The organism is Streptosporangium saharense (assembly GCF_014203715.1).
GTDB lineage: Bacteria > Actinomycetota > Actinomycetes > Streptosporangiales > Streptosporangiaceae > Streptosporangium > Streptosporangium saharense.
In genome coordinates this window covers 160,776-186,987 of sequence record NZ_JACHJP010000003.1, presented here as the reverse complement: position 1 = coordinate 186,987, position 26,212 = coordinate 160,776, and the positions used below count along the sequence as shown (strand labels likewise).

27 protein-coding genes and 1 tRNA gene are annotated in these 26,212 nt (G+C 70.0%); 15 read left to right on the top strand and 13 right to left on the bottom strand.

The features are described from left to right. Nucleotides 1–60: 60 nt before the first annotated feature. The 3 genes from FHS44_RS16860 to FHS44_RS16850 form a co-directional block, all read right to left on the bottom strand. Nucleotides 61–1,167, bottom strand: a complete 1,107-nt coding sequence (locus tag FHS44_RS16860; protein ID WP_184715679.1) for a serine hydrolase domain-containing protein — start codon at nt 1,165–1,167, stop codon at nt 61–63. A 97-nt stretch (nt 1,168–1,264) separates the two neighbouring features. Next, entirely contained in the window at nt 1,265–2,227 is a 963-nt protein-coding gene (locus tag FHS44_RS16855; RefSeq protein WP_184715677.1) for an RNA polymerase subunit sigma-70, read from the bottom strand. Nucleotides 2,228–2,315: 88 nt separating this feature from the next. After that, nucleotides 2,316–3,146, bottom strand: coding sequence for a hypothetical protein (locus tag FHS44_RS16850; RefSeq protein ID WP_184715674.1), 831 nt, complete (start codon nt 3,144–3,146; stop codon nt 2,316–2,318). A gap of 419 nt (nt 3,147–3,565) precedes the next feature. Here FHS44_RS16850 and FHS44_RS16845 point away from each other — a divergent pair, with 419 nt between their 5' ends. Continuing rightward, a complete protein-coding gene (locus FHS44_RS16845) occupies nt 3,566–5,134 on the top strand; it encodes a M4 family metallopeptidase (RefSeq protein WP_184715672.1) in 1,569 nt (522 codons plus the stop codon). A gap of 7 nt (nt 5,135–5,141) precedes the next feature. On the opposite strand, the gene FHS44_RS16840 is transcribed toward FHS44_RS16845, so the two are convergent. The 7 genes from FHS44_RS16840 to FHS44_RS16810 all read right to left on the bottom strand — a co-directional run bounded on the left by FHS44_RS16840 (nt 5,142) and on the right by FHS44_RS16810 (nt 8,605). Further along, nucleotides 5,142–5,438 (bottom strand): DUF6343 family protein, encoded by a 297-nt coding sequence (locus tag FHS44_RS16840; protein WP_221460915.1) that lies wholly within the window; start codon nt 5,436–5,438, stop codon nt 5,142–5,144. 131 nt (nt 5,439–5,569) lie between these two features. Continuing rightward, a tRNA-Val gene (locus FHS44_RS16835) sits at nt 5,570–5,641 on the bottom strand. Nucleotides 5,642–5,672: 31 nt separating this feature from the next. Further along, on the bottom strand, nt 5,673–6,620 hold the full coding sequence (locus tag FHS44_RS16830) for an ROK family protein (protein ID WP_184715670.1): 948 nt from the start codon (nt 6,618–6,620) through the stop codon (nt 5,673–5,675). A 111-nt stretch (nt 6,621–6,731) separates the two neighbouring features. Continuing rightward, nucleotides 6,732–7,043 (bottom strand): hypothetical protein, encoded by a 312-nt coding sequence (locus FHS44_RS16825; protein WP_184715668.1) that lies wholly within the window; start codon nt 7,041–7,043, stop codon nt 6,732–6,734. Nucleotides 7,044–7,112: 69 nt separating this feature from the next. Next, complete coding sequence (locus FHS44_RS16820) at nt 7,113–7,571, bottom strand: peroxiredoxin (RefSeq protein WP_184715666.1); 459 nt, start codon at nt 7,569–7,571, stop codon at nt 7,113–7,115. An 83-nt stretch (nt 7,572–7,654) separates the two neighbouring features. Beyond that, the gene (locus FHS44_RS16815; RefSeq protein WP_184715664.1) at nt 7,655–8,083 is read right to left on the bottom strand and encodes a DUF3052 domain-containing protein; all 429 of its coding nucleotides are present in this window, start codon (nt 8,081–8,083) and stop codon (nt 7,655–7,657) included. A 123-nt stretch (nt 8,084–8,206) separates the two neighbouring features. Then, nucleotides 8,207–8,605 (bottom strand): secondary thiamine-phosphate synthase enzyme YjbQ, encoded by a 399-nt coding sequence (locus tag FHS44_RS16810; RefSeq protein ID WP_221460986.1) that lies wholly within the window; start codon nt 8,603–8,605, stop codon nt 8,207–8,209. 333 nt (nt 8,606–8,938) lie between these two features. Here FHS44_RS16810 and aceE point away from each other — a divergent pair, with 333 nt between their 5' ends. The 3 genes from aceE (at nt 8,939) to FHS44_RS16795 (ending at nt 13,785) form a co-directional block, all read left to right on the top strand. Further along, entirely contained in the window at nt 8,939–11,686 is a 2,748-nt protein-coding gene (aceE, locus tag FHS44_RS16805) for a pyruvate dehydrogenase (acetyl-transferring), homodimeric type (RefSeq protein WP_184715660.1), read from the top strand. Between the two features lie 99 nt (nt 11,687–11,785). Next, the gene (locus FHS44_RS16800) at nt 11,786–13,369 is read left to right on the top strand and encodes an alpha/beta hydrolase (RefSeq protein WP_184715658.1); all 1,584 of its coding nucleotides are present in this window, start codon (nt 11,786–11,788) and stop codon (nt 13,367–13,369) included. A 107-nt stretch (nt 13,370–13,476) separates the two neighbouring features. Beyond that, complete coding sequence (locus tag FHS44_RS16795; protein ID WP_184715656.1) at nt 13,477–13,785, top strand: ArsR/SmtB family transcription factor; 309 nt, start codon at nt 13,477–13,479, stop codon at nt 13,783–13,785. Between the two features lie 12 nt (nt 13,786–13,797). Here FHS44_RS16795 and FHS44_RS16790 read toward each other — a convergent pair whose 3' ends face one another. Next, nucleotides 13,798–14,313 carry an amidohydrolase family protein gene (locus tag FHS44_RS16790; protein ID WP_221460914.1) on the bottom strand — a complete coding sequence of 172 codons (516 nt, stop codon included), beginning with the start codon at nt 14,311–14,313 and terminating at the stop codon, nt 13,798–13,800. A 270-nt stretch (nt 14,314–14,583) separates the two neighbouring features. On the opposite strand from FHS44_RS16790, the gene FHS44_RS16785 reads away from it, so the two are divergent. Beyond that, nucleotides 14,584–15,111, top strand: a complete 528-nt coding sequence (locus FHS44_RS16785) for a MarR family winged helix-turn-helix transcriptional regulator (RefSeq protein ID WP_184715654.1) — start codon at nt 14,584–14,586, stop codon at nt 15,109–15,111. Here FHS44_RS16785 and FHS44_RS16780 read toward each other — a convergent pair. Continuing rightward, the gene (locus FHS44_RS16780) at nt 15,077–15,754 is read right to left on the bottom strand and encodes a helix-turn-helix transcriptional regulator (protein WP_184715652.1); all 678 of its coding nucleotides are present in this window, start codon (nt 15,752–15,754) and stop codon (nt 15,077–15,079) included. The genes FHS44_RS16785 and FHS44_RS16780 overlap by 35 nt on opposite strands. A gap of 124 nt (nt 15,755–15,878) precedes the next feature. On the opposite strand from FHS44_RS16780, the gene FHS44_RS16775 reads away from it, so the two are divergent. The 9 genes from FHS44_RS16775 to FHS44_RS16735 all read left to right on the top strand — a co-directional run bounded on the left by FHS44_RS16775 (nt 15,879) and on the right by FHS44_RS16735 (nt 24,312). Beyond that, nucleotides 15,879–16,316 carry a hypothetical protein gene (locus tag FHS44_RS16775; RefSeq protein ID WP_184715649.1) on the top strand — a complete coding sequence of 146 codons (438 nt, stop codon included), beginning with the start codon at nt 15,879–15,881 and terminating at the stop codon, nt 16,314–16,316. A 9-nt stretch (nt 16,317–16,325) separates the two neighbouring features. Next, nucleotides 16,326–17,486 carry a glutathionylspermidine synthase family protein gene (locus FHS44_RS16770; protein ID WP_184715647.1) on the top strand — a complete coding sequence of 387 codons (1,161 nt, stop codon included), beginning with the start codon at nt 16,326–16,328 and terminating at the stop codon, nt 17,484–17,486. 35 nt (nt 17,487–17,521) lie between these two features. Next, nucleotides 17,522–17,992 (top strand): DUF350 domain-containing protein, encoded by a 471-nt coding sequence (locus tag FHS44_RS16765; protein WP_184715645.1) that lies wholly within the window; start codon nt 17,522–17,524, stop codon nt 17,990–17,992. A 178-nt stretch (nt 17,993–18,170) separates the two neighbouring features. Next, a complete protein-coding gene (locus FHS44_RS16760) occupies nt 18,171–19,280 on the top strand; it encodes a PucR family transcriptional regulator (RefSeq protein WP_184715644.1) in 1,110 nt (369 codons plus the stop codon). A gap of 117 nt (nt 19,281–19,397) precedes the next feature. Beyond that, nucleotides 19,398–20,294, top strand: a complete 897-nt coding sequence (locus FHS44_RS16755) for an ACP S-malonyltransferase (RefSeq protein WP_184715642.1) — start codon at nt 19,398–19,400, stop codon at nt 20,292–20,294. Continuing rightward, complete coding sequence (locus FHS44_RS16750; protein WP_184715640.1) at nt 20,291–21,247, top strand: beta-ketoacyl-ACP synthase III; 957 nt, start codon at nt 20,291–20,293, stop codon at nt 21,245–21,247. The genes FHS44_RS16755 and FHS44_RS16750 overlap by 4 nt, the downstream gene beginning before the upstream one ends. A 102-nt stretch (nt 21,248–21,349) precedes the next feature. Further along, nucleotides 21,350–21,589 (top strand): acyl carrier protein, encoded by a 240-nt coding sequence (locus FHS44_RS16745; protein ID WP_184715638.1) that lies wholly within the window; start codon nt 21,350–21,352, stop codon nt 21,587–21,589. A 57-nt stretch (nt 21,590–21,646) separates the two neighbouring features. Next, nucleotides 21,647–22,879: a beta-ketoacyl-ACP synthase II gene (fabF, locus tag FHS44_RS16740; protein ID WP_184715636.1), complete on the top strand. Its 1,233-nt coding sequence runs from the start codon at nt 21,647–21,649 to the stop codon at nt 22,877–22,879. Between the two features lie 11 nt (nt 22,880–22,890). Further along, the gene (locus tag FHS44_RS16735) at nt 22,891–24,312 is read left to right on the top strand and encodes an acyl-CoA carboxylase subunit beta (protein ID WP_184715634.1); all 1,422 of its coding nucleotides are present in this window, start codon (nt 22,891–22,893) and stop codon (nt 24,310–24,312) included. 140 nt (nt 24,313–24,452) lie between these two features. Here FHS44_RS16735 and FHS44_RS16730 read toward each other — a convergent pair whose 3' ends face one another. Further along, complete coding sequence (locus FHS44_RS16730; RefSeq protein ID WP_184715632.1) at nt 24,453–24,947, bottom strand: DUF3145 domain-containing protein; 495 nt, start codon at nt 24,945–24,947, stop codon at nt 24,453–24,455. A gap of 201 nt (nt 24,948–25,148) precedes the next feature. On the opposite strand from FHS44_RS16730, the gene FHS44_RS16725 reads away from it, so the two are divergent. Continuing rightward, nucleotides 25,149–26,204: a S8 family peptidase gene (locus FHS44_RS16725; RefSeq protein ID WP_184715630.1), complete on the top strand. Its 1,056-nt coding sequence runs from the start codon at nt 25,149–25,151 to the stop codon at nt 26,202–26,204. The last annotated feature ends 8 nt before the right edge of the window (nt 26,205–26,212 follow it).

Below are 26,212 nucleotides of genomic sequence, written 5' to 3'. Positions count from 1 at the left end.
GCCATTGTATGAGGACACAGTGCCCACACCGGTGGGAACCGGAGAACGCGCGCCTCCCGGTCAGACGAGTCCGAGGACGACCTTGGCGATCCTTTCTACGGTGCCGAAGTCACCGGCCGAGATGCGGTTCTTCGTCACGCCGACGCTGAGGCCGGTCGCGGTGTCGGCGAAGGCGGCGGTCCCCCCGCTGCCCGCCATCCCGAACAGCGTCCGCGCGGGCAGGGCCTGGGTGAGGCCGATCGAGTAGCCGAGCCCCCAGGTGGCCGGGGCCCCGGTCACCTCGTCCACCCCGGTCACCGCCGGGGAAGACAGCTCGCGCAGCCGTTCCGGGGAGACCAGTTCCCCGCCGAGCAGCGCGTCGTACATGCGGGCGACCGCACGGGCCGTCATCGTGGCCCCCGCCGGGATGTCGGAGCCCAGCACGTCGGCGCGGTTGCTGAACGCCGCGTCGGGCATCGCGGCGAGGGGCGCCGCCGTGTAACCGTGGACCACCCTGAAGAACGGGATCTGGGCCAGCGTCTCGGCGGGCAGCTCCATCGGGGGTCCCACCTCCTCGATCCTGGCCAGTCTGCCCAGCTCGGAGCCGGGAACGCCGAAGAACAGCTCGCCGGCCACGCCGAGCGGCTCCGTGAGCTCCTCGCGGAGCACCTGTGAGACGCGCTTTCCTGTGACCCGGCGCACGACCTCGCCGAGGATGTAGCCGTAGCTCTGCGGGTGGTAGCCCGAGCTGGTCCCCGGCTCCCACCAGGGGGTGGCGTCGGCGACGGCCGCGCACATCCGGTCCCAGTCGCACAGGTCCTCCGGGGTGGTGCCGACCGGCACGCCGGGGATCCCGGTCGCGTGCGTCAGGGCGTGCCGTACGGTCGCCTTCTCCTTGCCGTGGGCGGCGAACTCGGGCCACACGTCCGCGATCGGGGTGTCGTAGTCGACGATCCCGCGCTCGGCCAGCACGTGGACGAGCGTCGCGGTCACGCCCTTGCCCGTCGAGGTGGCGTAGACGGGGGTGTCGGAGGTGAGGGGACGGCCGGTCTCCGGGTCGGCCACGCCACGGGCGACGTCGGCCAGGAGTTCGCCGCGACGGTAGACGGCGACCTGCACGCCGCGCTCCGCCCCCGACTCGACGAGTTCGTCCACGACGGTCAGTACGGCCCGCTGAAGATCGGTCATGGTGATTCCTTCCTTGGTTGCTCCCCCGTAGGACGAGGGCCGCGCGGAAAAGGAATCGGTCCCGCGCCGGGATCAGAGCATCGGGCACGTGCCGGGATCAGAGCGAGGACGGCAGACCGAACGCGGGAAAGACGTCTCCCCCGTAGGTGGTGATCTGGGTGACCAGCCCGTCCTCGACCCGCAGGACCCCCATCCAGGAGGGTGAGAAGACCGTCTCGCCCGGTCTGCGGAGATACGCGGCGGCGGCGGGCTGACGGTTGGCCCCGGTGGTGAGCACCCGCCAGTCGCCCCACGCCTCCGGTCCGACCATCGCGGGCGTCCACGACGCCATGAACGCCGTACGGCCGAGCAGCCAGATGGGCGTGGGCGGCATCGTCTGCCACACGTCGGCCCGCAGCACCTCGGCCAGGGCGGAGGGGTCCGCCTTCTCCAGGGCCTCGACGTAGCGCCGCAGCACCGCCTGCTCTCCCCGGGACGGCGTGGCCCGGGGCGCCCAGTCGAGGCGCCGCGCGGGCAGGTGCTCCCTGAGCGTCGGCCGGGCGCGCTGCAGGGCGCTCTTGACCGCCGCGACGGTCAGTTCAAGCGAGGCCGCCGTCTCCTGCGCCGACCAGCCGAGCACGTCGCGCAGGATCAGCACCGCCCGCTGCCTGGGCGGCAGGTGCTGGATCGCGACGAGGAAGGCCAGCTCGATCGTCTCGCGGTCCACGACCTCCTCGGCCGCGTCCAACAACGTGTCGGGGTAGGGCTGCAGCCACGGCACGGCGCCCGAGGCGGGCGGTTCAAGCCCCGGGTCCGCCTCGATCGCGGGGGCGGGACGTGGCTGCGGGCGCCGTGGGTGCGCCCTGAGGTGGTCCAGGCAGGCGTTGGTCGCGATCCGGTACAGCCAGGCGCGCAGCCCGCCCTCCTCACGCAGCGCCCCGCGTCCACGCCAGGCCCGCAGGAACGTCTCCTGCACCAGGTCCTCGGCCTCGTCGAAGGAGCCGAGTATCCGGTAGCAGTGCACGTGCAGCTCGCGCCGGTGCTCCTCGACCCGCTCGCCGAAACCGTCCCCGCTGGTCATGGGCGGCATTCTAGGCCGCCCCGGAGATCACGGGGACGGCCGCGACGGGGGTGCCGTCGCGGCCGTCTCGGATTCCGCTACGGAAAGGTCAGGAGACCGGGGGCGGCGGGGGCGGGGTCTCCGTCACCGTGGCGGTCGGCTCGGGAGCGGGGGGCGTCGGGACGTCCGTCGGCGTCTCGGTCGGGGGCGCGGTCGGCGTCTCCGTGGGAGGTTCCGTCGGCGTCTCCGTCGGAGGCGGGGTCGGGGTGGCCGTGGGGGTCGCGCAGAGAGCCGGGGTGCGCCACTTGCCGCCCGGCCACCGCGACAGGGACGACCACCAGTCACCGCGCCAGAGTTTCCTGCTGGGCCGTGACAGGTCGAAGACGTGGGCGGCCGTGGCCGTCTCACCCGTGGCCGTCGCGGTCACCGAAATCCAGTCCCCCTGCTTGATTTCGTTGCCGCGCCTGCCCGCGTAGACCTTCGTGGAGTCGTCGATCGTGTACACCTTCTCGAAGCCGTCCTGGCTTCGCACGGTGACGGAGCCCTCCGTCAGCGCCGTCGCCTCCCCCGTCTGGGAGAGCACCGTGAACCCGCAGCCGTCCTTCGACGGCAGCACGAACTCCCCGTGCAGGGTTCCCGGGAAGGCCACCCGGGGGACCCGGGGCGCCGGGGTGGCGGTCGGGACGACGGTCGGTGTGGGGGTGGGGGTCGGGGTCAGCGTCGGGGTCGAGGTGGGGATGTCGGTCGGGAGAGGCTGGCTCGCCGTGGGTGTCGGCGTCTCGGGCCCCGTGGGGGCGGGGACGGGCGCCGCCGAGGCGGCACCTCCGATGCCCCCTGACGCCACCAGCACGACGGCCGCCGCGAGGCTCAGCGAGCGCGGGACGCGCCGCCGCGTATCGTCTGGTCTGTCATCGTTCGTTGGCTTCACCATGTCCTCCATGTGTGTCCTCCATCGGACTTGACAGCAGGTCCTCATCGGAGGATGGACACGGCGAAGCGGGCCTTCCCCGATGAGGCGCGGAGAAGACTTCCCCCTTCCATCCGGCCCATGCCACCAGAAAACGCGACTGACTATCAGAATCCGCCCTTCTCCCAGGTCACACCTATTCATGCCAAATACGAATAAATCGGGAAAGGGGAACTTCCTGCGCTGAAGACCGGATCGTGACATGATCGACGGGAGACCGGTGCGCCCTCTTTTCACGCGAACCGCTTCCCAGAATCCGGCCGCCCTTTTCCCAGGCCTGGCCATACGACAAAAATATGGGAATTCATGGGGTTCTACTCCCCGGCGGCCGGTGTCACCGTTGGGGCAGCCCTGGCCGGCCACGGCTCCTTGCGGACAAGGAGTCACAGCGAATGAACCCTAGAGTCCCCAGAGTCAAGGTGGGGGCGACCGCTCTCCTGACGGTCGTCGCCATGGGCGCCTCGGCGCTGACAGGCGTCCCCGCGCGAGCCGTACCCGACGCTTCGGCCTTCGCGCCACCGGGGGCCGAGGCACGCGAGCGCGCGGTCTCGGGTGTGGCGAGGGTCCTGGCAGAGCGGGCCGGGGAGCTGCGCGTCGGGCGGGGAGACGCCTTCGCGCCTCCCGTGGTCACCTCGGGCGTGCGGGGCCTGCAGTACCTGCTGTACCGAAGGACCCACAACGGACTGCCGGTGTACGGCGGCGACGTGATCGCCTCGACCGACAGCGGCGGCACCGTGGTCCACACCGTGATCACCGGCCAGCAGGCCTCCCTTGAGGGCGTCGCCACCACGCCCGTGATCGACGCCACCAGAGCCGCCGCCGTCGCCGAAGGCCAGGTCAGGGCCGTGCGTGAGGTCGGCACACCCAGCCTGGTCGTCCACGCCACGACCACGCGCCCCCGGCTCGCCTGGGAGGTGGCCGTCACCGGCGGCACCGAGCAGGCCCCCGAGGCGCTGCGCGTCTTCGTCGACGCGCGCGACGCGACCGTCATCGACACCTACGACCAGGTCAGGTACGGCACCGGCAACAGCTTCTACAACGGCAACCCGGTGACCATCCAGACCACGGGCTCGGGAAGCGCCTACGTCATGCGGGACCCGTCCCGGCCCGGGCTCGCCTGCGGCGGCCAGAACGGCGCCCCCTACTCCAAGCCGGTCGACACCTGGGGCAACGGGCTGGGCACCAACCTGGAGACGGCCTGCGTCGACGTCCTGTTCGCGGCGCAGAAGGAGTGGGACATGCTGCGCACCTGGCTGGGCCGCAACGGCCTCGACGGGGCGGGCCACTCCTTCCCGGCGCGGGTCGGCCTGAACACCGTCAACGCCTACTGGGACGGCTCGGCCACCTTCTTCGGCCACAACCCGGCCAACACGCGGCAGCTCACCTCGCTCGACCTGGTCGGGCACGAGTACGGCCACGCCGTCTTCCAGTACTCCGGCTCCAACGGCGGCAACGCGGCCGAGGCCCTGTCCCTCGACGAGTCGACGGGCGACATCCTCGGCACCGCGACCGAGCACTACGTCAACCACGCCCCGCCCCTGGACCCGCCCAACTATCTGGTCGGTGAGGACCTGGACATCGGTCCGAGCGGGGTCCGCAACATGTACAACCCCGCCCTGCAGGGCGAGCCCAACTGCTACACCCCGGGGTCGTCGAGTCCCGGACCGCAGGACCACTGGTTCTATCTGCTCGCCGAGGGGACCAACCCGCCGAACAACCCCCCGAGCCCGGTCTGCTACGGCCCGTCCCCGCTGACCGGCATCGGCATCCGCAAGGCCACGGAGATCTTCTACAGCGGCCTGCAGTACAAGAACGCCCCCTGGACCTACGCCAAGGCACGCATCGCGACCCTCAGGGCCGCAAAGGCGCTCTATCCGAAGAGCTGCGCCGAGTTCAACGCGACCAGGGCCGCCTGGAGTGCCATCTCCGTCCCCGCCCAGCGCGGCGAGCCCGTCTGCTGACCGGCCACTACTCGAACAGGGTGTGCCCGTCGCCGCGCCGGTGACGGCGGCGGGCCACCACGACCAGGTCGACCAGCGCGACGAGCGCGAGCACGGCCATCACGACCGCCAGCCAGGTCAGCCCCGCCGTACCGGCCAGGACCGCGAACACCCCGCAGACGACCAGCCCGAAGATCGCCAGCGCCATCCGCAAATTGAGCGCGCTACGTGGCCGTTCCCCGGTCGGCGAGATCTCCGACCAGATCCTGCTCTGCCCGTTCTCCGGCGCCCTGACCTCGTACGAGGTCTTCCCATGCTTCCTCATGACGGCCAGGCCTCTTCGGGCTATCCCTGTCCACCCAACGGGACGGGCGAAAAGACCATCCCCCTCTTTTCCTCCCTACCCATGCCGGAACAGGCCTCACAGGGAAGGGAAGAAAGGGAAAAGGTGCTGGGTGGGCACTACTGGGTTCGAACCAGTGACATCTCGCTTGTAAGGCGAGCGCTCTACCGCTGAGCTAAGCGCCCCGTCATCCCGCCACAGGGACGGGACAACACCTTACGCCACCGGAGGGGACTTCAGCACATCAAGCGACCACGCGGTGCCCGCCTCCGGCCAGCCCGCCGCGCGCCAGCCGAGCAGGGCCGCGCCGAGCATGCCCGCGTTGACGCCGAGGGCGGCCTTGCGCAGCGGAGGCGCCGCGCGGAAGGCCAGGCGCTTCCTGAGCCGCTCGGCGAGGGGTACGGCCAGCAGGTCCCCCGCCTCGGCCAGGCCACCACCCAGGACGATCGTCTCGGGGTCGAGCAGGAGGGTGTAGGTCGTCAGGGCCAGGGACAGCGCCTCCACGGCGTCGTCCCACACCGCGTTCGCCACCGGGTCACCCGAGGCGATCAGCTCGGCCACCTGCTTGGAGGTCGCGTGCGAGCCGGACCTGGCCGAGTAGCGGCGGCCGATGGCCGAGGCGGAGGCGTAGGTCTCCAGACAGCCGACCTGGCCGCAGGCGCAGGGCTCCCCGTCGGGGAAGACCGGGATATGACCGATCTCGCCGCCCCAGCCGACGCTGCCGCCGTACGGCTCGCCGTGCAGGACGATGGCGCCCGCGATACCGGTGCCGATGGGGATGAACAGGAAGTCGGAGACCTCGCGGCCCGCGCCGAGGACGCTCTCTCCCAGGCCCCCGGTGCGCACGTCGTGGCCGAGCATCACCGGCACGTCCAGCGGGACGAAGTCCTCAGCCTTGACGTCGCGCCAGCCGATGTTCGCCGAGTAGAGCGCCCTGTTCGGGGTGACCAGTCCCGGTACGGCCAGGCCGACGCCCGCGGGATCGCCGCCGCCCGCGACGGCGAGGTCGTCGATGAAGGAGCGGATCGACTCCACGACCGCCGCCGGGCCCCTCTCGCGCGGGGTGTCACGCCGCTCGGTGAAGGCGATCTCCCCCGAGTGGGTGACGACGCCTCCCTTCATGGACGTGCCACCGACGTCAAGGGCCACAACGAAGGAGCTCATGCGCGCATCCAGCAGGTCGAAGGAAGGGGTCCGAGCCTGACCATAGTGCATGGCAATAACGCCACATCACTACAGATGCCCATAAATGCGCTTAAAGCAGATTTATGAGCACTAATGAACGCGTCCCAGGACCCGATCGAGCGCGGCCTCGACCTCGTCGGCCAGCTCCTTCGACAGGCCGGAAGGCCGGGACCCCCCTGCCGCCGCTGGCCGTACCGCCCCGCAGGAACGGCACTCGACCTCGCCGAGCCTGCAGATGAGCGCGGCCGAGCCGCACGAGGAGCACGTGTCGAGATCGAGGTCGTGCGTACGCTGACAGTCCGGGCAGACGAGGACCTGGGCCTCCCCGCGCACCCCGCGCTTCCACGGACTGGCGCCACGGACGGGGTCGGTCTGCCTGGCCCCGCAGGAGAAGCAGGGCATGATCGCCTCCGAAATGTCGTGGACCGCGGACGCCCCATGGACGCCCGCGGGCCCACCGCTGCTTGGAACTCAGGAAAGGTCGGCGAGCACCTTGAGGTACTCGGCGATGTCTCGCGCCTGAGGGATGGGGTTCACGACGCTCCAGCGGACCACGCCTTCGCCGTCGATGACGAAGGTGCCGCGCGTCGCGATGCCCTTCTCCTCGTCGAAGACACCGTACGCCCGCGCGACCTCCCCGTGCGGCCAGAAGTCGGAGAGCAGCGGGAAGGTGTACCCCTCCTGGTCGGCCCAGGCGCGGTGGGTGAAGACGGAGTCGACCGAGGCGGTGAGCACCTGGACGTCCTCGGGCGCCCTGGCGACGAACTCGTCGCGAAGGGCGCACAGCTCGCCGTGGCAGACACCGCTGAACGCGAGGGGGTAGAAGATCAGTACGACCTTTTTACCCCGATGGTCCGAAAGCTTGACCGGGGTGCCGTGCTGGTCCTTCAGCTCGAAGTCCGGAGCCGGGGAGCCCACATCCACCGTCATGGTCAAAGGTCCTTTCATCGGATGACAGACAGGACCATCATCCTGCCGTACGGCTCACCGCGAGCCGTACGGCAGGGCGAACCTTATCGGCGTGCTTTGGGTGTGACCAGCCGCGTTCCCGACCAGTCGGGGGCAGCGCTGATGCTGCTCGTCTGCGACAGGCCCGCCGTGGTGGCGTCCTCCCCGATGTCACTGGGCTCCACATGCCCGTCGCGACCGGCCTTGGGAGTGAGCAGCCAGATCTGGCCGCCGTCGCTCAGGTTGGTCACCACGCCGCTCAGGGCGTCGAACAGATCGCCGTCGCCGTCGCGCCACCACAGCAACACGACGTCAACGACGTCCTCGAAGTCTTCATCGACCAGTTCGTTGCCGGTCAGCTCCTCGATGGAGTCGCGCAGATCGTCGTCGGCGTCCTCGTCCCAACCGACCTCCTGCACCACCTGACCCGGCTTCAGACCGAGTCGTTCGGCCAGGCTGCGTTCGCCCTGCGCCTGACCCGCGGTCGCGCTCACGTTTGTCCCTCCTGCTTGAATGGCCCCGCAGCTACACGGTGCTCAGAGTGCTTCGGCACAGTCCACACGCTGTGACCCTCGGTCGTCAACGGTCGCCACGGCAACGACTGGGCTACGTATGAATTAGTCCGACAAAAATGACAAACGGACCTGGCGTTCCCGATTGTCGACGTTGAGGTCCACCAGCGCGATGGACTGCCAGGTGCCCAGTGCGAGCCGTCCGGCCAGGACCGGGACTGTCGCGTACGGCGGAATGAGAGCCGGCATGACATGTGAGCGTCCATGCCCCCTCGAACCGTGCGCATGCCTCCACCTGTCGTCGGCCGGGAGCAGGTCCTCCAGCGCCGCGAGCAGGTCGTCGTCACTTCCCGAGCCCAGCTCGATCAGCGCGACACCGGCTGTCGCGTGCGGGACGAAGACGTGCAGCAGCCCGTCACCCCCGCACGAACGGACGAAGTCCTCGCATTCCCGGGTGATGTCGTGCACCCTCTCTCGGGAGCCCGTCGTCACCTCGATCGTCATGGATCTCACATACCGATCCTACGATCCGCGCTGAGCTGGGACGACGGACGAGCGCCGGGGCAGGGGCCCGGATCCCTACCCCGCACGCCGCCATCTGCCCATCCCTCGAAAGAACAGTGTGTTTCGTGTCTCCCGGGCCGTCGCGGGGAACCGAAGCCCATGTACCCTTTGGGGACAATTCGTCCTACCATCGGTGGTCTACGCCACTTATGGGGCCCTGCCAGCAGGGACTTCCTGGTTACCGGCCAGTAGAGATGCACTTTCCGGGGTAAGCGACCAGGATGGAAGACGACCTACACCAGACAAAAGTCCATCCTCGGAAGGCGAGACCCAGTGGCTTCCGGACGCCAGCGTTTCTCGGTTATCAGCGACGGCCTACCCAGCCAGCTCCCTGATGTCGACCCAAGCGAGACCCAGGAGTGGCTCGAGTCGCTCGACAACGTCATCAAGACGGAAGGTCGCACTCGTGCCCGTTATCTGATGCTTCGCCTACTGGAGCGGGCCCGCGAACATCAGGTTGGGGTTCCCGGCCTGCGCAGTACCGACTACATCAACACCATTCCTCCTGAGCGGGAACCGTGGTTCCCCGGCGACGAGTACGTCGAGCGCAGGATCCGCGCCTACATCCGCTGGAACGCGGCCGTCATGGTGACGCGCGCGAACGCCCGCACCAACGTCGGCGGGCACATCGCCACCTACGCCTCCGCGGCCTCCCTGTACGAGGTGGGCTTCAACCACTTCTTCCGCGGCAAGGACCACGGCGAGTCCGGTGACCAGGTCTTCATCCAGGGTCACGCGGCGCCGGGCATCTACGCCCGCGCCTTCCTTGAGGGCCGCCTCAACGAGGCCCAGCTCGACGCCTTCAGGCAGGAGCGTTCCCACGGCTTCAGGGGCCTGCCCTCCTATCCTCATCCGCGTCTGATGCCGGACTTCTGGGAGTTCCCGACGGTCTCCATGGGTCTCGGCCCGATCGGCGCGATCTACCAGGCCCGGTTCAACCGTTATCTCCTGAACCGGAAGATCAAGGACACCAGCCGCAGCCACGTGTGGTGTTACCTCGGTGACGGCGAGATGGACGAGCCCGAGTCGCTCGGCGCGATCGGTCTCGCGGCCCGTGAGGAGCTGGACAACCTCACCTTCGTCATCAACTGCAACCTGCAGCGCCTCGACGGCCCGGTACGCGGCAACGGCAAGATCATCCAGGAGCTGGAGTCCTACTTCAGGGGCGCGGGCTGGAACGTCATCAAGGTCGTGTGGGGCCGTGACTGGGACCCGCTGCTGGCCGCCGACGTGGACGGCGTGCTGGTCAACAAGATGAACACCGTCCCCGACGGCCAGTTCCAGACCTACTCCGTCGAGAGCGGCGAGTACATCCGCGAGGACTTCTTCGGCGGCGACCCGCGGCTGCGCAAGATGGTCGAGCACCTGTCCGACGAGGACATCCGCAAGCTGTCGCGCGGCGGCCACGACTACCGCAAGGTGTACGCGGCCTACAAGGCGGCGCGTGAGCACGTCGGCCAGCCGACGGTCATCCTCGCCCAGACCATCAAGGGCTGGACGCTCGGCAAGGACTTCGAGGCGCGCAACGCCACGCACCAGATGAAGAAGATGTCCAAGGCCGACCTGAAGGAGTTCCGCGACCGGCTCTACCTGCCGATCCCGGACTCCGCACTCGAAGGCGAACTTCCGCCCTACTTCCACCCGGGCGAGAACGACCCCGAGATCCAGTACATGATGGAGCGCCGCGCGGCCCTGGGCGGCTTCCTGCCCAAGCGCGTCGTGCGCGCCAAGCCGATCACCCTGCCGGGTGACGCCTCCTACGCGCAGCTCAAGAAGGGCTCGGGCAAACAGAACGTCGCCACGACCATGGCGTTCGTCCGGCTGCTCAAGGACCTCATGCGCGACAAGGAGATCGGCCACCGGTTCGTGCCGATCATCCCTGACGAGGCCCGCACCTTCGGTCTCGACGCGATCTTCCCGACCGCCAAGATCTACTCGCCGCACGGGCAGACCTACGACGCCGTGGACCGCGAGCTGCTGCTGTCCTACAAGGAGTCGACCGAGGGTCAGATCCTGCACGAGGGCATCAGCGAGTCGGGGTCGATGGCCTCGACCATCGCCGTCGGCTCGTCCTACGCCACGCACGGCGAGCACATGATCCCGATCTACATCTTCTACTCGATGTTCGGCTGGCAGCGCACGGCCGACCAGATGTGGCAGCTCGGCGACCAGATGGGCCGGGGCTTCCTGCTCGGCGCGACCGCTGGCCGTACGACGCTGAACGGGGAGGGCCTGCAGCACGAGGACGGTCACACTCCGCTGACCGCCTCGACGAACCCGGCCGCGGTCTCCTACGACCCGTCGTGGGGCTTCGAGCTGGCCCACATCGTCAAGGACGGCCTGCGCAGGATGTACGGCGAGCAGCCGGAGAACATCTTCTACTACCTGACCGTCTACAACGAGCCCTACGCCCAGCCCGCCGAGCCCGAGGGTCTCGACGTCCAGGGCCTGCTCAAGGGCCTGTACCACTTCGCCCCCGCCCCGGCCTCCACCGGTCCGAAGGCCAACATCCTGTCCTCCGGCGTGGCGGGTCCGTGGGCGATCGAGGCGCAGCGGATGCTGGCCGAGGAGTGGGGCGTCGCGGCCGAGCTCTGGTCGGCGACCTCCTGGACGGAACTGCGTCGCGAGGCGCTGGCCGTCGAGGAGCACAACCTGCTCAATCCCGACGCCGAGCAGCGCGTGCCGTACGTCACGAAGGTGCTCTCCGCGGTCGAGGGGCCGTTCGTCGGCGTCAGCGACTACATGCGGGCGGTGCCCGACCAGATCTCCCAGTGGGTCCCCGGTGACTGGGCCTCGCTCGGCACCGACGGCTTCGGTCTGTCGGACACCCGTTCCGCGCTGCGCCGCCACTTCCACGTGGACGCCGCCTCGATCACGCTGGCCGTGCTCACGCAGCTGGTCAAGCGTGGCGAGCTCGACGGCCGGGTGCTGAAGGAGGCCGTCGCCAAGTACCACCTGAGGAACGGTGTCACCGAGGCCGGTGGCGCCGAGAGCAACGACACGCAGTCCCTGGGACTGTGACCTGATCACCCGCCGGGCGGGTCCTTCTTCGGAGGGCCTCGCCCGGTTAGGGTGGAATCGCTTCCCCCGGCGAACAATCTGATTCGAGGGGGGCGCCCAATGCGAAGAATTCTGCCCGCCGCCACCGTGGCGACGGCTCTTTCCGTCGCGCTGACCGCCTGCGGCAGCGCCAACGGGCCCGGTGGATACGGGGCCGTTGCGAACATCTCAGATCCGAGCCCCAGCCCTCCCCCGCCCTGGTCGCCCGGCTCCGGCTCGCCGTCGGCGGCCAAACCCGACCAGATCTCCTGGGGTCTGTGCACCGACATCAGACGTCCCGACGGGGCGACACCCCGGCCCGACCCCAGGTTCCAGTGCGGACGGCTGCAGGTCCCGCTCGACTACCGCAGACCGGACGGCGACAAGCTGGACATGGCGGTGATCCGCGTCCAGGCGACGGAGCCCGGCAAGCGGCTCGGCTCCCTGGTGTTCAACTTCGGCGGCCCCGGCGCCTCCGGCGTCGACACCATGGCCCAGTCCTACAAGATCTTCAGCAGCCTGAACGGCAGATACGACCTGGTCAGCTTCGACCCTCGGGGGGTCGAGCGCACCGCGGGCGTCAGGTGCGGCACCGACAGGGACATGGACCGTTTCCTGTCCATGGACACCATGGTCACCAACGAGGCTGAACGGGCCGAACAGAACGAGACCATCAAAACCTTCGTCGACGCCTGCGAACGGACCTCGGGCAAGATCCTGCCGTACGTCGGCACGGTCAACGCCGCCCGCGACATGGACAGGCTCCGCGCGGCACTCGGCGACAAACGGCTCAACTACTTCGGCATCTCGTACGGCACGCAGCTCGGCGCGGTCTACGCGACGCTGTTCCCCAAGAGGGTGCACCGCTTCATGCTCGACGGCCCGCTCGACCCGAGTGCCACGCTTGAGCAGCGCTCTCTGGCCCAGACGACCGCCTTCCAGCACTCCTACGACTCCTTCCTGAAGAGCTGCATCAGGGGTCCCGGTGAGTGCGAGGTCGGGCCGGACGTCACGAACGCGAACAAGAACGTCAAGTCCTTCCTGGACGACCTGCGGATCAACCCGCTGCCCGTCGGCGACCGCAAGCTCACCCAGGGCCTGGCCGTGACCGGCATCGCCGCCGCGCTGTACTCCGACCTGACCTGGCCGCTGCTCGAACAGGGCTTCGGCCGTGGCTTCAAGGGCGACGGCCGGATCCTGCTGTATCTCGCGGACGCCTACAACGCGCGCATGCCCGACGGCTCCTACTCGACGATCATGAGCAGCTTCCCCGCGATCACCTGCGTGGACACCTCGGAGCGGCCGGCGCGGGAGCAGCTCAACGAGACCGAGAAGGCCGCCCTGGAGATCTCCCCGCTGTTCGGCGGCTCGGGGATGGGCTCGCTGTGCGCGGTGTGGCCGGTGCCGGGCAGCGACGAGGCCAGGCGGATCGACGCCAGCGGTTCGGCCCCGATCGTGGTCATCGGCGGCACCGGGGACCCGGCGACGCCGTACGAGTGGGCGCCGAAGCTGGTCTCCCAGCTCAAGACCGGCGTGCTGGTCACCTACAAGGGCGAGGGGCACGGGGCCTACCTGTCGGGCGACTCGTGCGTGAAGCGGGTCACCGACGGCTACCTGCTCGACGGGAAGGTCCCCGAGAACGGCACAGTCTGTCCCTCACCGTGACCTCCTGACTTCCGGCGAGAAGCCCACGAGGCAATAAATGGTTTGACATTTCCTCAACTGTGCTATCTCGGCACTAAGATGAGCTCCGTGAAGGTGCGGGTGAACTGATGCGCGAGCCATGGCATCCCGCCGCGGATGACATCAAGCTGGCCGAGGTCATGCACGCGCTTGCCGATCCGGTGCGCCTTGAGATCCTGACCAGACTCGCCAGGGGCGAGGGCGGGAACTGCGGGGAGATCGGCAGCGGCATCGACGTGCACAAGTCCACGATGTCCCACCACTACCGGGTCCTGCGGGAGGCCGGGGTCACGCTGACCACCATGGAGGGCCGTTCACGCCTGGTCAGACTGCGGCGTGGCGACCTGAACGCGCGATTTCCCGGCCTGCTCGACTCGGTGCTGAACGCGCTGCTCTGAGGCTTCCCCGGCTCAGAGGGCGACCGCCACGGCCCGTGCGATCCGCGCCGCCGAGCGGGACACCAGGTCGAGCGCCCCACGGGTGTCGGCGTACGGCAGTCGCCCGTCCCGCTTCACGACGCGGCCCGCCACGAGCACGGTGTCCACGTTGGCCGGGCCCGCGGCGGTCACCACGGCGCCGACCGGGTCGTGGACCGGCGCGAGGCCGAGGTCCCCGGCGCGGAGCATGACGAGGTCGGCCTGTTTCCCCGGCCGCAGGGAGCCGATCCTGTCGTCCAGGCCGAGCACCGCGGCCCCCTCGACGGTGGCCATCCGCAGCACCTCGGCCGCGGTGAGCGAGCCGCCCCGGCCCCGCTCGGCGGCGAACGCGGCGCGCATGACGGCGAACATGTCACTCGGCGCCGCGGTGACCGTGTCCACGCCGAGCCCCGTCGTGACGCCGAAGCCACGGAACCTACCGGTCTTTGGCAGGCCAGGTAGTCGCCCAGCGTGGTGTCGGCCGCGACCGAGCGCAGGACGCTCTGCCACAGGTGCCGGTGCGTGTCGACGAGGCCGGGCAGCACGATCAGGCCCGTGGCGTCGAGGACCTCGACATCCCCCGCGTCCAGGCCCGTCCCGACGGCGGTGATCACCCCGTCCTCGACGAGGACGTCCGCCTCCGGCAGGACCCGCACCTCGGGGTCGGTGTCAACGACGGTTCCGTTGGCGATGAGCGTGCGCATCGAGCATCTCCTCATTCCAAAAGTAATCAGAAAAGCTTTTGTAAAAGCTATCAGGAAGGAGAGCTATCCTCAATCCATGGCAGCGGGAGACAGCGCCGGACGTGACCACGTCGACGAGATGATGGAGGGGTGGCGCAGCGAGCTGCCCGAGGCCGCGACCGTCCAACTTGAGATCATCAAGCGCGTCGGGCGGCTGAAGTCCATGGTCGAGGAGGTCACCCAGACCGTCCTCGGCGAGTACGGCCTGACCTACGCCGAGTTCGACGTGCTGGCGACGCTGCGCAGGGCGGGCACCCCCTACCGCCTCAAGCCCAGCACGCTCGCCGCCCGTTCCTCACTGACCACCGGGGGGACGAGCAACATCCTGCAGCGGCTGACCGCGGCCGGGCTCGTCGAGCGTGAGCCGGACCCGGCGGACGGCCGCAGTTCCTGGGTGCGCCTGACACCGCTGGGTTCTCGCCGCTCCGAGGAACTCGCCCTGGCCACGACCGAGGCGCACGAGAACCTGCTGGCGGGCGTCTCCGAGGAGAGCGCGCGGGCCCTGGCCGACCTGCTGCGCGAGGTGCTGCTCACCCTCGGGGACCGGGCCTCGCGCCGGGGCTGATTCCCCAGAGCGGGTCCGCCGGGTGCTCGGGGGCGGTCTCGCCGGTCTCCTCGGCCCTGCGGACGCGGTCGAGCCTGAAGGCGCGGGCGTCCTGCCTGAGCCCGCACACGCCCACGAGATACCAGTGGCCGCCGCGCCCGCCGACCAGGACCGTCGGCTCGACCTCGCGGACGCTCACGCGTCCTCGCCGGTCCTCGTACTCGATCCTGAGCACCCGCCCGTGCAGCAGCGCCCGCTCGACGACCGCGGAGACCCTCGGGTACGGCTCGGCCTCCGCGGCGGGGCCTGGCCGTACGGCGAGCTCCTGCGTGGAGACGGAGGCGGGCAGCGCGGCGTGGAGTTTGCGCAGGGCGTCGCGGGCGGGACCCTCCCCCAGCGGGGTGAGCGCGGCCACGACCGCGGCGGCCTCCCGCGGGGTGAGGTCGAGCGGTCCCAGCGTCGTGCCCTCGGCGAGGAGGTAGCCGCCGTGCCCGTCCGCCGCCGTGCGGACCGGAATCCCGGCCCGCCGCAGGTCGGAGACGTCACGTTCGACCGTGCGGACGCTCACCCCGAGCCTGGTGGCGAGCTCTCCCGCGGGCAGGGCCTCGGGCGCGGCGGCGCGAAGCTCCCCGAGCAGGGTGTGGAGCCGGTCGGTACGGTTCACACTTGCGACGTTACGCGCTGATACCGACACTCCCAACGTATCCCGCCGGTTGAACACACAGTTGGGCGGTTGAACGGACAAAACAGCACCGATACCCTGTGGCGACGCATCTCATTGGAGCTCGATGGCCACAAGTCCTATGTATCCCATGGCCTCCGGTCAGCCCCCCGGTGGAAAGCCCGGCGCCAGCCCCTCGGGGTCCAAGGCGACGAAGGTCATCACCCTCACCGGGATCGGCGTCGTCTCCCTGCTCCTGATCGGCTACTGCTCGGCGCAGGAGGACTACGAGGAGGTCGGGGCCGAGTGCGTCGATCTCAACAGCTACCAGCCGGACGGCTCCTACACGATCGTCGACGACGACTACTGCGACGATGACGACAACGTGACCCACTACCACGGCTCCCACGGCGCCTACCGGTGGTACTACGGCGGCACCAGGATCGGGGCCAGGATCGGGCACGGCACCACGGTGCGCCCCTCCGACGTGCGGATCGTGACCCGCAAGGGCACGGTCATCCAGCGGGGCGGCTTCGGGAGCCGCTGGGGCAGCGGCGGAAGCTGACCCGGACGGATGAGACGCGAGACCTCACCTCCCCGCGACGGCTGGGAGGCCATCATCGAGAGCCAGGGTCTGGCCTACCACCGTACGGCCCACCCCGGCGGCCTTGAGCGTCCCTACTGGGACGAGGGCGCGCACTACGTCTTCTCCATGGACGAGGTGCTCAGCCTTGAGGCACAGGTGGAGGAACTGCACCGGATGTGCCTGGGCGCCGTCGAGCACGTCGTCGAACGGGGCCGCTACGCCGACTTCGCCGTGCCCGAGTGGGCCGCGCGGGAGATCGCCGCCTCGTGGGAGCGCGGCGACCCCCACCTGTTCGGCCGCTTCGACCTGCGCTACGACGGGACGGGCCCGGCCAAGCTGCTGGAGTACAACGCCGACACCCCCACCAGCCTGCTGGAGAGCTCGGTCGTGCAGTGGTTCTGGCTGCGTGACCGTCACCCCGGCGACGACCAGTGGAACTCCATCCACGAGCGGCTGATCGACAGATGGCGGAAGATCGCCGAGGGGCTGCCGACCGGTCCCTCGCACTTCGCCTGGACCAGGATGGACGAGACGGGCGAGGAGGCGATGACGATCGCCTACCTCCAGGAGACCGCCGAGCAGGCCGGGCTGAACACGATCGCCGTGGCCATGGAGGACATCGGCTGGGACGGCCTCAACCTGCGCTTCGTCGACATGGAACGCCGGGTGATCCGCTCGCTGTGCAAGCTGTACCCCTGGGAGTGGGCCGTCGCCGACCCGTTCGGCGCCCAGGCGGTGCGCCAGCAGGTCTCCTCGACCTGGATCGAGCCGCTGTGGAAGATGCTGCTGTCGAACAAGGCGCTGCTCGCGGTGCTCTGGGAGCTGTATCCGGACCACCCCAACCTGCTGCCCGCCTATCTCGACGGCCCCCGTGACATGACCTCCTACATCGTCAAGCCGTTGCTTGGCAGGGAGGGCGCGAACATGCGGGTCGTCACCCCCGGCGGGAACGTCGAGACCCCGGGCGGCTACGGCGCCGAGGGGCACGTCTACCAGGAGTTCATGGCGCTGCCGCTCTTCGACGGGTGGCGGCCCGTGCTCGGCGCCTGGGTCGTCCACGACGAGGCGGCCGGGGCCGGCATCCGCGAGACCTCGGGGTTCGTCACCGACGACACCTCCTCCTTCGTCCCGCACCGCATCGAACTCTGAGGGCGGCAGCCCTCAAGCCCCAAGAAAGAGCGACCATGACCCCCAACCCCCAGCCGCTCACGGCCGTCGAGGCCATCTCGCTCGCCGAGACCCTCGGCCGCGGCGCCCTCGCCATCGCCTCCTACGCCGCGCTCGGCGTGATCCTGATGATCATCGGCTTCTACGTGATCGACCTCGCCATCCCCGGCAAGCTCAGCAAGCTGATCAGGGAGGACCGCAACCCCAACGCCACCATGCTCACCGCCTCCGGCCTGACCGCCGTCGGCCTGATCGTCGCGGCCTCCATCTGGTCCTCCGGTGGGGCGCTGCACGAGGGACTGCTCGCCACGCTGGTCTTCGGGCTGGCCGGCATCGCCGTACAGACCGTGGCGATGGTCGCCTTCGACAAGGTCGTGGGGATCTCCGTCCGCGAACTCGTCACCGAGTCCGACCTGCAGCCCGGCACACGTCTTCTCGCGGTCACCCACGTGGTCATCGGCCTGATCACCGCCGTCGCCGTCATCTGAACGCCGCCCGGGATCAGCGCCGCGGCTGGCGCATCCCGCGCGACCTGGCACTCTTAGTCACGTGAGGGAGCGGAGCGAGCGAGCCAGCAGGAACAGCGACGCCGTGGCAGGGGCCGGGCAGGGAGATCTCGCCTCGGACCGGACACGGCAGGACACCACACGCAGGCTGGAACGAGCCATGGGAGCGCTGGGAACGGCCGCCATGGCGAGGATGGACGAGCGGCTGATGTGGTTCCGCGCCCTGTCGGCCGAGGACAGGTCGTGGGTCGGGCTGGTCGCCCAGGCGGGCATCGCCGCCTTCGTCGAGTGGTTCCAGCACGCCGGGGAGGGCCGCCTGACCCCCAGCATCGAGTTCTTCGGCACCGCGCCGAGAGAGCTGAAGCGGTCCATCTCGCTGCAGCAGACTGTCGACATCGTCCGCATCGTGGTCGAGGTCGTCGAGGCGCAGACCGGCGACCTGGCCGCGCCTGGCGGGGAGGACCAGCTCCAGCAGGCGATGCTCCGCTACACCCGGGACGTCGCCTTCGCCGCCGCGCAGGTCTACGCCCGCGAGGCGGAGGCGCGCGGCGCCTGGGACGCGCGGCTTGAGGCGCTGATCGTGGACGCGCTGGTCAGGGGTGAGGTCGACGACGGCCTGCACTCGTGGGCCGCCGCGCTCGGCTGGACCTCCTCCCCCGTCGTCGTGCTGGCCGGGCAGACGCCGGACGACGACCCGCAGGCCGTGATCGACGGGCTGCGCGACCGGGGCCGCAGGTCCGGTCTCGACATGCTGGCCGGGGTCCAGGGCGGCCGTCTGATCGTGATCGTGGGCGGCGCGGACAGCGTCGGCGCGGCGGCCAGGCACGTGGTGCCGCGTTTCGGCCCCGGCCCCGTCGTGATCGGCCCCGAGGTGAACGACCTGCAGGCCGCCGCCAGCTCGGCCAGGGCCGCGATGGCCGGGCTGCGGGCTGCGGCGGGCTGGCCGGACGCCCCCCGGCCCGTCCACGCGGAGGACCTGCTGGCCGAGCGGGCCATCGACGGCGACACCGACGCCAGGAGCCAGCTGATCGAGAACGTCTACGTCCCGCTCGCGGGCACGCCGCTGCTCGACACCCTGGCGACCTACCTGGAGCAGGGCACCTCCCTGGAGGCCACCGCCCGGTTACTGTTCGTGCACCCCAACACGGTTCGCTACCGTCTGCGCAAGATCACCGAACTGACGGGCTACCAGCCGACCGAGGGGCGCTCGGCCTTCACCCTCCAGGTGGGGCTCATTCTCGGCCGTCTGTCCGAAACAGACATTACGTAGGGGTTTTTCGGAAATATCCTGGAAACCCCCGTTGTAGGCTTCCTACAAGAGAGTGAACACAAAGTTCGTCAGAATCCCCATCCGTGTAGCGAAGTTCTACAGGGCACGCTGGGATTCGTGCTCGTACTCGTCGCGCCGGGCCAAGGCGCCCAGACTCCAGGTTTCCTGACCCCGTGGCTTGAGATACCGGGTCTGGCGGACCGCCTGTCCGCGTGGTCCGACCTGATCGGCCTCGACCTGATCTCCTACGGAACCACCGCGGACGCGGACGAGATCCGCGACACCGCGGTGGCGCAGCCACTGCTCGTAGCCGCCGGGCTGGCCGTCGCCGAGGTCCTCGGGGCCTCCCCCGACATCGTCGCCGGGCACAGCGTGGGCGAGCTGACGGCCGCCGCCCTGGCCGGGGTGCTGACCCCCGAGCAGTCCCTGACCCTCGTGCGCGAGCGTGGCCTGGCCATGGCCGAGGCCGCCGCGGTCACCGAGACGGGCATGATCGTCGTCCTCGGCGGCGAGGAGGAGGACGTGCTCGCCTCCATCGACAAGCACGGTCTCACCCCCGCCAACGTCAACGGCGCCGGGCAGATCGTCGCGGGCGGCACCCTGGCCCAGATCGAGGAGTTCAAGGCCGACCCGCCCGCCCGCGCCAGGCTCATCGCCCTGTCGGTCGCGGGTGCCTTCCACACCGAGCACATGGCCCCCGCCGTCGGCCGTCTGCGTACGGCGGCCGCCGCCGTCACCCCGAACGACCCCGCCGTCACGCTGCTGTCCAATGCCGACGGCGCCGCGGTCGCCAGTGGCGCGGAGTTCGTCGAGCGCCTGGTCAACCAGATCGCCAACCCGGTCCGCTGGAACGCCTGCATGGCGACCATGGCCGACCTCGGCGTCACCACCATGATCGAGCTGACCCCCGGCGGCACCCTGACCGGCCTCGCCAAGCGCGCACTGCGCGGTGTGAAGACCGTCCCCCTGAAGACTCCGGACGACCTGGACGCGGCACGAGAGGCCCTCAAGTGAAAGTACGGCAGGGCTCCCCTGGCGCGAAGATCCTGGCGCTGGGGCACTACCAGCCGTCCAACGTGGTCACCAACGACGACCTCGCGGCGACCATGGAGACCAACGACGAGTGGATCCAGAGCCGGGTCGGCATCAAGGAGCGCAGGGTCGCCCTCGACTCCGAGTCCGAGATCGACCTCGCCGTGCAGGCGGGCGGCAAGGCCCTTGCCGCCAGCGGGCTCGCGGCCTCCGACATCGACCTGGTGATCGTCGCCACCTGCACCCTTGAGACCCAGATCCCCAACGCCTCGGCCAGGGTCGCCGTCCGCCTCGGCATCGAGTCCCCCGGCGCCTTCGACGTCAACACCGCCTGCTCCGGCTTCTGCTACGCCCTGGCCGTCGCCGACAACGCCATCCGCACCGGCTCCGCGACCAACGTCCTGGTCATCGGCACCGAGAAGCTCTCCCAGTGGATCGACTGGACCGACAGGAGCACCGCGGTGATCTTCGCCGACGGCGCGGGAGCTGCGGTCGTCGGCCCCTCACAGACCCCGGGCATCGGCCCCGTGGTGTGGGGCAGCGCGGGCGACAAGGCCGAGGCGATCATGATCAAGGACCGTGACTCCTCCCTGTCCCAGGAGGGCCAGACGGTGTTCCGCTGGGCCACCACGGCCCTGCACCCGGTGGCCAGGCAGGTCTGCGAGGCCGCCGGGGTCGATCCCGCCGACCTCGCGGCGTTCGTGCCCCACCAGGCCAACCTGCGCATCATCGAGGCCATCGCGCGCAAGATCGGCGCGGAGAACGCCGTCGTCGCCAAGGACATCGTCCTGGCGGGCAACACCTCCGCCGCCTCGATCCCGCTGGCCCTGTCCCGGATGGTCGAGCGCGGCGAGGTCCAGTCGGGCGGACTCGCCCTGCTACTCGGCTTCGGCGCCGGCCTGACCTACGCCGGTCAGGTCGTCGAGATCCCCTAGAGCTTGTACGGCCCCGGCCGTACGAAACGCTTGTACGGCTTCGGCCGTGCAAAACCCAAGAAGACCCAACATCATCACCCAATCCCAAGGAGAACACTCGACATGGCCCTGACCGAGCAGGAGATCCTCGCTGGTATCGGCAAGATCATCAACGAGATCACCGGGATCCCGGCCTCCGAGGTCAGCCCGGAGAAGAGCTTCGTCGACGACCTCGACATCGACTCGCTGTCCATGGTCGAGATCGCCGTCGCCGCCCAGGACGAGTTCGGCGTCGAGATCCCCGACGAGCAGCTCAAGAACCTCAAGACCGTCAAGGACGTCATCAACTTCATCCAGAACTGAACGAAGGTCTCTGGACACCCACCGGCTTCGGCCCGCGAATCACAAGGAGCGCAGACAGTGAACACAGACCAGGTACGCGTCGTCGTCACCGGGCTCGGCGCGACCACGCCCCTCGGTGGGGACGTCGCCTCGTCCTGGTCGGCGCTTCTCGCCGGTCAGTCGGGGGTTCGCAACCTCACCGAGGACTGGGTCGACTCAGTCCCGGTGAAGTTCGCAGCCACGGCCGCCGTGGACCCGACCGAGGTTCTGCCCCGGCCGGAGGCACGGCGGCTGGACCGCGCGGAGCAGTTCGCGCTGGTCGCCGCCCGTGAGGCCTGGGCGCACGCGGCGATCGAGAAGGTCGATCCCGAGCGTCTCGGCGTGGTCGTCGGCAGCGGCATCGGTGGCATCACCACCGTCCTGGCCGCCTACGACACCTTCAAGGAGCGGGGCTGGCAGCGGCTCTCGCCGTTCACCGTGCCGATGCTGATGCCCAACGGCCCTGCGGGCTGGATCGGCATCGAGCTCGGTGCCCGCGCCGGCGTGCACGCCACCGTGAGCGCCTGCGCCACCGGCGCCGAGTCGATCGGCTACGGCATCGAGATGATCCGCTCGGGCCGCGCTGACGTGGTGGTCGCGGGCGGCACCGAGGCGGCCATCCACCCGCTGAACATCGGCTCCTTCGCCGCCATGCGCGCGATGTCCACCCGCAACGACGCCCCCCAGCTCGCCTCGCGGCCCTGGGACAAAAGTCGTGACGGGTTCGTGCTCGGCGAGGGCGCGGGCATCGTGGTGCTGGAGTCCGAGGAGCACGCCCGCGCGCGTGGCGCCAAGGTCTACGCGGTGGCCGCGGGTGTCGGCTACTCGGCCGACGCGCACCACATCGCCCAGCCCGACCCCACCGGCGCGGGCATCGTGCTGGCCATGCGCCGCGCCCTGGAGAACTCCGGCCTGACCGGCGCCGACATCAAGCACATCAACGCGCACTCCACCTCGACCCCCGCGGGCGACGTGGTCGAGACGCTGGCGATCAACGAGGTCATCGGCGACCACCCGCTGGTCACCAGCACCAAGTCGATGACCGGCCACCTGCTCGGTGGAGCGGGCGGCATCGAGTCGGTCTTCACCATCCTGGCGCTGCACGAGCGGATCGCCCCGGCCACGACCAACATCGAGGAGCTCGACGAGGGCGTCGCGGTGGAGATCGTGCGCGACAAGCCGCGTGCCCTGCCCGACGGCCAGATCGCCGCGATCAACAACTCCTTCGGGTTCGGCGGACACGACGTCGCTGTGGCCTTCACCAGCGTCTGACAGGAGCCCGTATGACTGTGCTCGACAACAGGGCGGTGGGCGACGCCTCAGCGGACGAGGCCACCGATCCCCGTGACCCCCAGGTGCGTCTGGCCGCTCTCCTCGACGAGGGTTCGGTCAGGCTGATCTCCCCCGTGGACCGCAGTGGTGTGCTGGCGGCGACGGGCCGCGTCGAGGGCGTCCCCGTCGTGGTCTTCGTCAGCGACGCCCGCATGCAGGGCGGCGCCATGGGGAGCCAGGGGTGCGAGCACATCGTCCACGCCTACGACGTCGCGGTCCGTGAGCGGGTGCCGGTCATCGGCGTGTGGCACTCCGGCGGCGCCAGGCTCGCCGAGGGCGTCGAGTCGCTGCACGCGGTCGGCCGGGTCTTCGCCGCGATGACCAGGGCCTCCGGTGTCGTCCCGCAGCTCTCCGTGGTCGTGGGCCCCGCCGCCGGTGGCGCGGCCTACGGCCCCGCGCTGACCGACATCGTGATCCTGGCCGACGAGGGCCGCATCTTCGTCACGGGTCCCGACGTGGTGCGCAGCGTCACCGGCGAGCAGATCGACATGGCCGCCCTGGGCGGTCCCGAGCCGCACAGCAAGCGCAGCGGCGTGGTCCACGTCACCACCAAGACCGAGACCGACGCCTACCTCCAGGCCCGGCACCTCGCGGTGCTGCTCGGCCACCAGGGCAGGGTCCGCACCGACGTCGAGGACGTCGACTTCTCCGGCCTGCTGCCGGACAACCCGCGCCGCGCCTACGACGTCAAGCCGCTGGTCAAGGGCATCCTGGACGAGCCCGGGGTCGAGCTGCACGCCAAGTGGGCGCCGAACGTCGTCACCACGCTCGGCCGCCTCGGCGGCAGGACCATCGGTGTGGTCGCCAACAACCCGCTGCGCCTCGGCGGCTGCCTGGACGCGACCTCGGCGGAGAAGGCCGCACGGTTCGTCCGGATGTGCGATGCCTTCGGGGTGCCGCTGATCGTGCTGGTCGACGTCCCCGGCTACCTGCCGGGTGTCGGTCAGGAGCACGACGGCGTCGTCCGCCGCGGCGCCAAGCTCCTGCACGCCTTCGCCGAGGCCTCGGTCCCGCGCGTCACCCTGATCACCCGCAAGGCGTACGGCGGCGCCTACGTCGCGATGAACTCCCGCTCCCTGGGCGCGACCAAGGTCTTCGGCTGGCCGACCGCCCAGATCGCGGTCATGGGCTCCGTCGCCGCGGTACGCGTCCTCAAGCGGCGCGAGCTGGCCGCCGCCTCCGAGGAGGAGCGCGCCGCCCTGGAGAACAGGCTCGCCGAGGAGTACGACGCCCAGGTGGGCGGGCTCCAGAAGGCCATCGAGCTCGGTGTCGTGGACGAGGTCATCAAGCCGGAGGAGACCCGGAGCGCGGTGGCCAAGGTGCTCGCCCGGGCGACCCCGGCCCGAGGTGCCCACGGCAACATCCCCCTGTGATCTGACTTTTCATCACACACCCCCGCGCGGCCCACGCCGCCGGGGGTGTCGTGTTCTCTCGCGGGAGCGCTCTCCCAGCCGGGCGTGACCGTACGCCATGGGGGCGTGAGGGCGGTCACGGTGGGTGACGGCCCTCCCCCTCACACGGCGGCGTGCAGCCAGCGGACCGGGGCGCCCTCACCCGCGTATCGGAAGGACTCAAGCTCGGCGTCCCACTGCTTGCCGAGCATGCGATCCAGCTCCTCCTCAAGGACCACCCTGCCCTGGCGCGCCATCAACATGGCCGAACGCAACCGGTCCTCGGGGACCAGGATGTCTCCCGCGGCCCCGATCACCGCCGTGAAGGCGCCAAGTGAGGGGGTGTAGGCATGGCGTGACCCGTCGGCGCCCGGTGTGGCGTCCTCCGTGATCTCAAAGCGGATCCGTTGCCAGCCCATCAGTGACGAGGTGATGGCCGCCGCGGTTCCCGGGCGGCCCTCCCACTCGGCCTGTGCGCGCACGTGACCGGGCGCGGCGGGCTGTGGAGTCCAGGTCAGGTCTACGGGCACGCCAAGAACGCCCGCGACCGCCCATTCGATATGAGGGCACAGCGCAGGCTGAGCTGAGTGGACGTAGAGCACGCCACGAGCAGACACCGGACCTCCCGTTTCGTACGAGGTGCGCCTTCCCCAACGGCCTCGCCAGGATGATCACAAGTGACTGAAGGAAGACTACCGTCGGTTGTGACGCCGCACCAGAGGGGGGTCATACCGAGATGTTGCGACGCGCAGGCGCGTCTGCGGCATCCTCTGAGAGGAACACACCCATCGACCTGGTGATCAACTCTGGAGTACCGGATGGACGCCGACATCACCCGTGTGGAGCCCGTCGCGGGAGTGATCTCGCTGATCAGGCCAGGCCAGTTGCTCACCGACGCCCCCGGCGCGACGGCCGCCGCGCGCTGGACGATCGCGCTCGCCGAGACCGACGGGGTCTTCCGCGTACGGCTCTCGCCCGGGGTCGACGTCTGCGACCTGGCAGCCACGCTACGTGACCAAGGTCACACTGCGTCACCCAACCACGTGCTGGTCGGCCAGCCCCTCTTCTTCGGCGGCCCGGCCTCGCGCCCCTTCCCCGTCGATCCCGTTCCCCCGTCCACGGAGGCCCTCGGGGAGGTGCCGGTGACCGTCGCGATCGCCGACACCGGCCTGGCCCCGCACCCCTGGTGGCGGGAGTCGGCCTGGTTCAGGGAGGGACGGCAGGAGACCGAGGTCCCCGACGGCGACGGCGACGGCCTGCTGGACGCCCAGGCCGGGCACGGCACCTTCGTCACCGGCCTGGTGCTGCGTTCGGCCCCCGAGGCGCGGGTGCGCCCGCTGCGGGTGCTGGACGGCCGGGGCATCGGGGACGAGGCCGGACTGCTGCGCGCCCTGGGCAGGCTCGCGAGCGACCCGCCGCAGGTGCTCAACCTCTCCCTCGGCTGCCACACCTTCGACGACAGGCCCTCCCCGCTGGTCGAGGCCGCGCTGGCCGGGCTGGGCGCGACGGCCGTCGTCGCCTGCGCGGGCAACACGGCCTCGGCCCGCCCGTTCTGGCCCGCCGCCCTGCCCGGGGTGATCGCGGTCGGCGCGCTGGACGCGGCGGAGCAGGCCAGGGCGCCCTTCTCCGCGCACGGCCCGTGGGTGGACGCCTGGACGCGCGGCGAGTGGCTGCGCAGCGCCTTCCTGCGTCATGGAGCGTTCCGCGGTTACGCGGCGTGGAGCGGGACCTCCTTCTCGGCCGCCGTGGTCAGCGGGGCGATCGCCGCCGCGACCGGAGAGCGCTCCCCCCTGGAGGCCGCAGCCCACGTCCTCGACCCCGCGCGCAACCGCCAAATTCCCGATCTGGGGGTTGTCGTGCCCACGCCAAGGTAAAGTCTCAC

Excerpts from the sequence above, each read along its gene's own strand:
- FHS44_RS16860 (WP_184715679.1), bottom strand. The coding sequence starts at position 1,167 with ATGACCGATCTTCAGCGGGCCGTACTGACCGTCGTGGACGAACTCGTC.
- FHS44_RS16855 (WP_184715677.1), bottom strand. The coding sequence starts at position 2,227 with ATGACCAGCGGGGACGGTTTCGGCGAGCGGGTCGAGGAGCACCGGCGC.
- FHS44_RS16850 (WP_184715674.1), bottom strand. The coding sequence starts at position 3,146 with ATGGAGGACATGGTGAAGCCAACGAACGATGACAGACCAGACGATACG.
- FHS44_RS16845 (WP_184715672.1), top strand. The coding sequence starts at position 3,566 with ATGAACCCTAGAGTCCCCAGAGTCAAGGTGGGGGCGACCGCTCTCCTG.
- FHS44_RS16840 (WP_221460915.1), bottom strand. The coding sequence starts at position 5,438 with ATGAGGAAGCATGGGAAGACCTCGTACGAGGTCAGGGCGCCGGAGAAC.
- FHS44_RS16830 (WP_184715670.1), bottom strand. The coding sequence starts at position 6,620 with ATGAGCTCCTTCGTTGTGGCCCTTGACGTCGGTGGCACGTCCATGAAG.
- FHS44_RS16825 (WP_184715668.1), bottom strand. The coding sequence starts at position 7,043 with ATGCCCTGCTTCTCCTGCGGGGCCAGGCAGACCGACCCCGTCCGTGGC.
- FHS44_RS16820 (WP_184715666.1), bottom strand. The coding sequence starts at position 7,571 with ATGACGGTGGATGTGGGCTCCCCGGCTCCGGACTTCGAGCTGAAGGAC.
- FHS44_RS16810 (WP_221460986.1), bottom strand. The coding sequence starts at position 8,605 with ATGACGATCGAGGTGACGACGGGCTCCCGAGAGAGGGTGCACGACATC.
- FHS44_RS16800 (WP_184715658.1), top strand. The coding sequence starts at position 11,786 with ATGCGAAGAATTCTGCCCGCCGCCACCGTGGCGACGGCTCTTTCCGTC.
- FHS44_RS16795 (WP_184715656.1), top strand. The coding sequence starts at position 13,477 with ATGCGCGAGCCATGGCATCCCGCCGCGGATGACATCAAGCTGGCCGAG.
- FHS44_RS16785 (WP_184715654.1), top strand. The coding sequence starts at position 14,584 with ATGGCAGCGGGAGACAGCGCCGGACGTGACCACGTCGACGAGATGATG.
- FHS44_RS16775 (WP_184715649.1), top strand. The coding sequence starts at position 15,879 with ATGGCCACAAGTCCTATGTATCCCATGGCCTCCGGTCAGCCCCCCGGT.
- FHS44_RS16770 (WP_184715647.1), top strand. The coding sequence starts at position 16,326 with ATGAGACGCGAGACCTCACCTCCCCGCGACGGCTGGGAGGCCATCATC.
- FHS44_RS16765 (WP_184715645.1), top strand. The coding sequence starts at position 17,522 with ATGACCCCCAACCCCCAGCCGCTCACGGCCGTCGAGGCCATCTCGCTC.
- FHS44_RS16760 (WP_184715644.1), top strand. The coding sequence starts at position 18,171 with ATGGGAGCGCTGGGAACGGCCGCCATGGCGAGGATGGACGAGCGGCTG.
- FHS44_RS16745 (WP_184715638.1), top strand. The coding sequence starts at position 21,350 with ATGGCCCTGACCGAGCAGGAGATCCTCGCTGGTATCGGCAAGATCATC.
- FHS44_RS16735 (WP_184715634.1), top strand. The coding sequence starts at position 22,891 with ATGACTGTGCTCGACAACAGGGCGGTGGGCGACGCCTCAGCGGACGAG.
- FHS44_RS16725 (WP_184715630.1), top strand. The coding sequence starts at position 25,149 with ATGGACGCCGACATCACCCGTGTGGAGCCCGTCGCGGGAGTGATCTCG.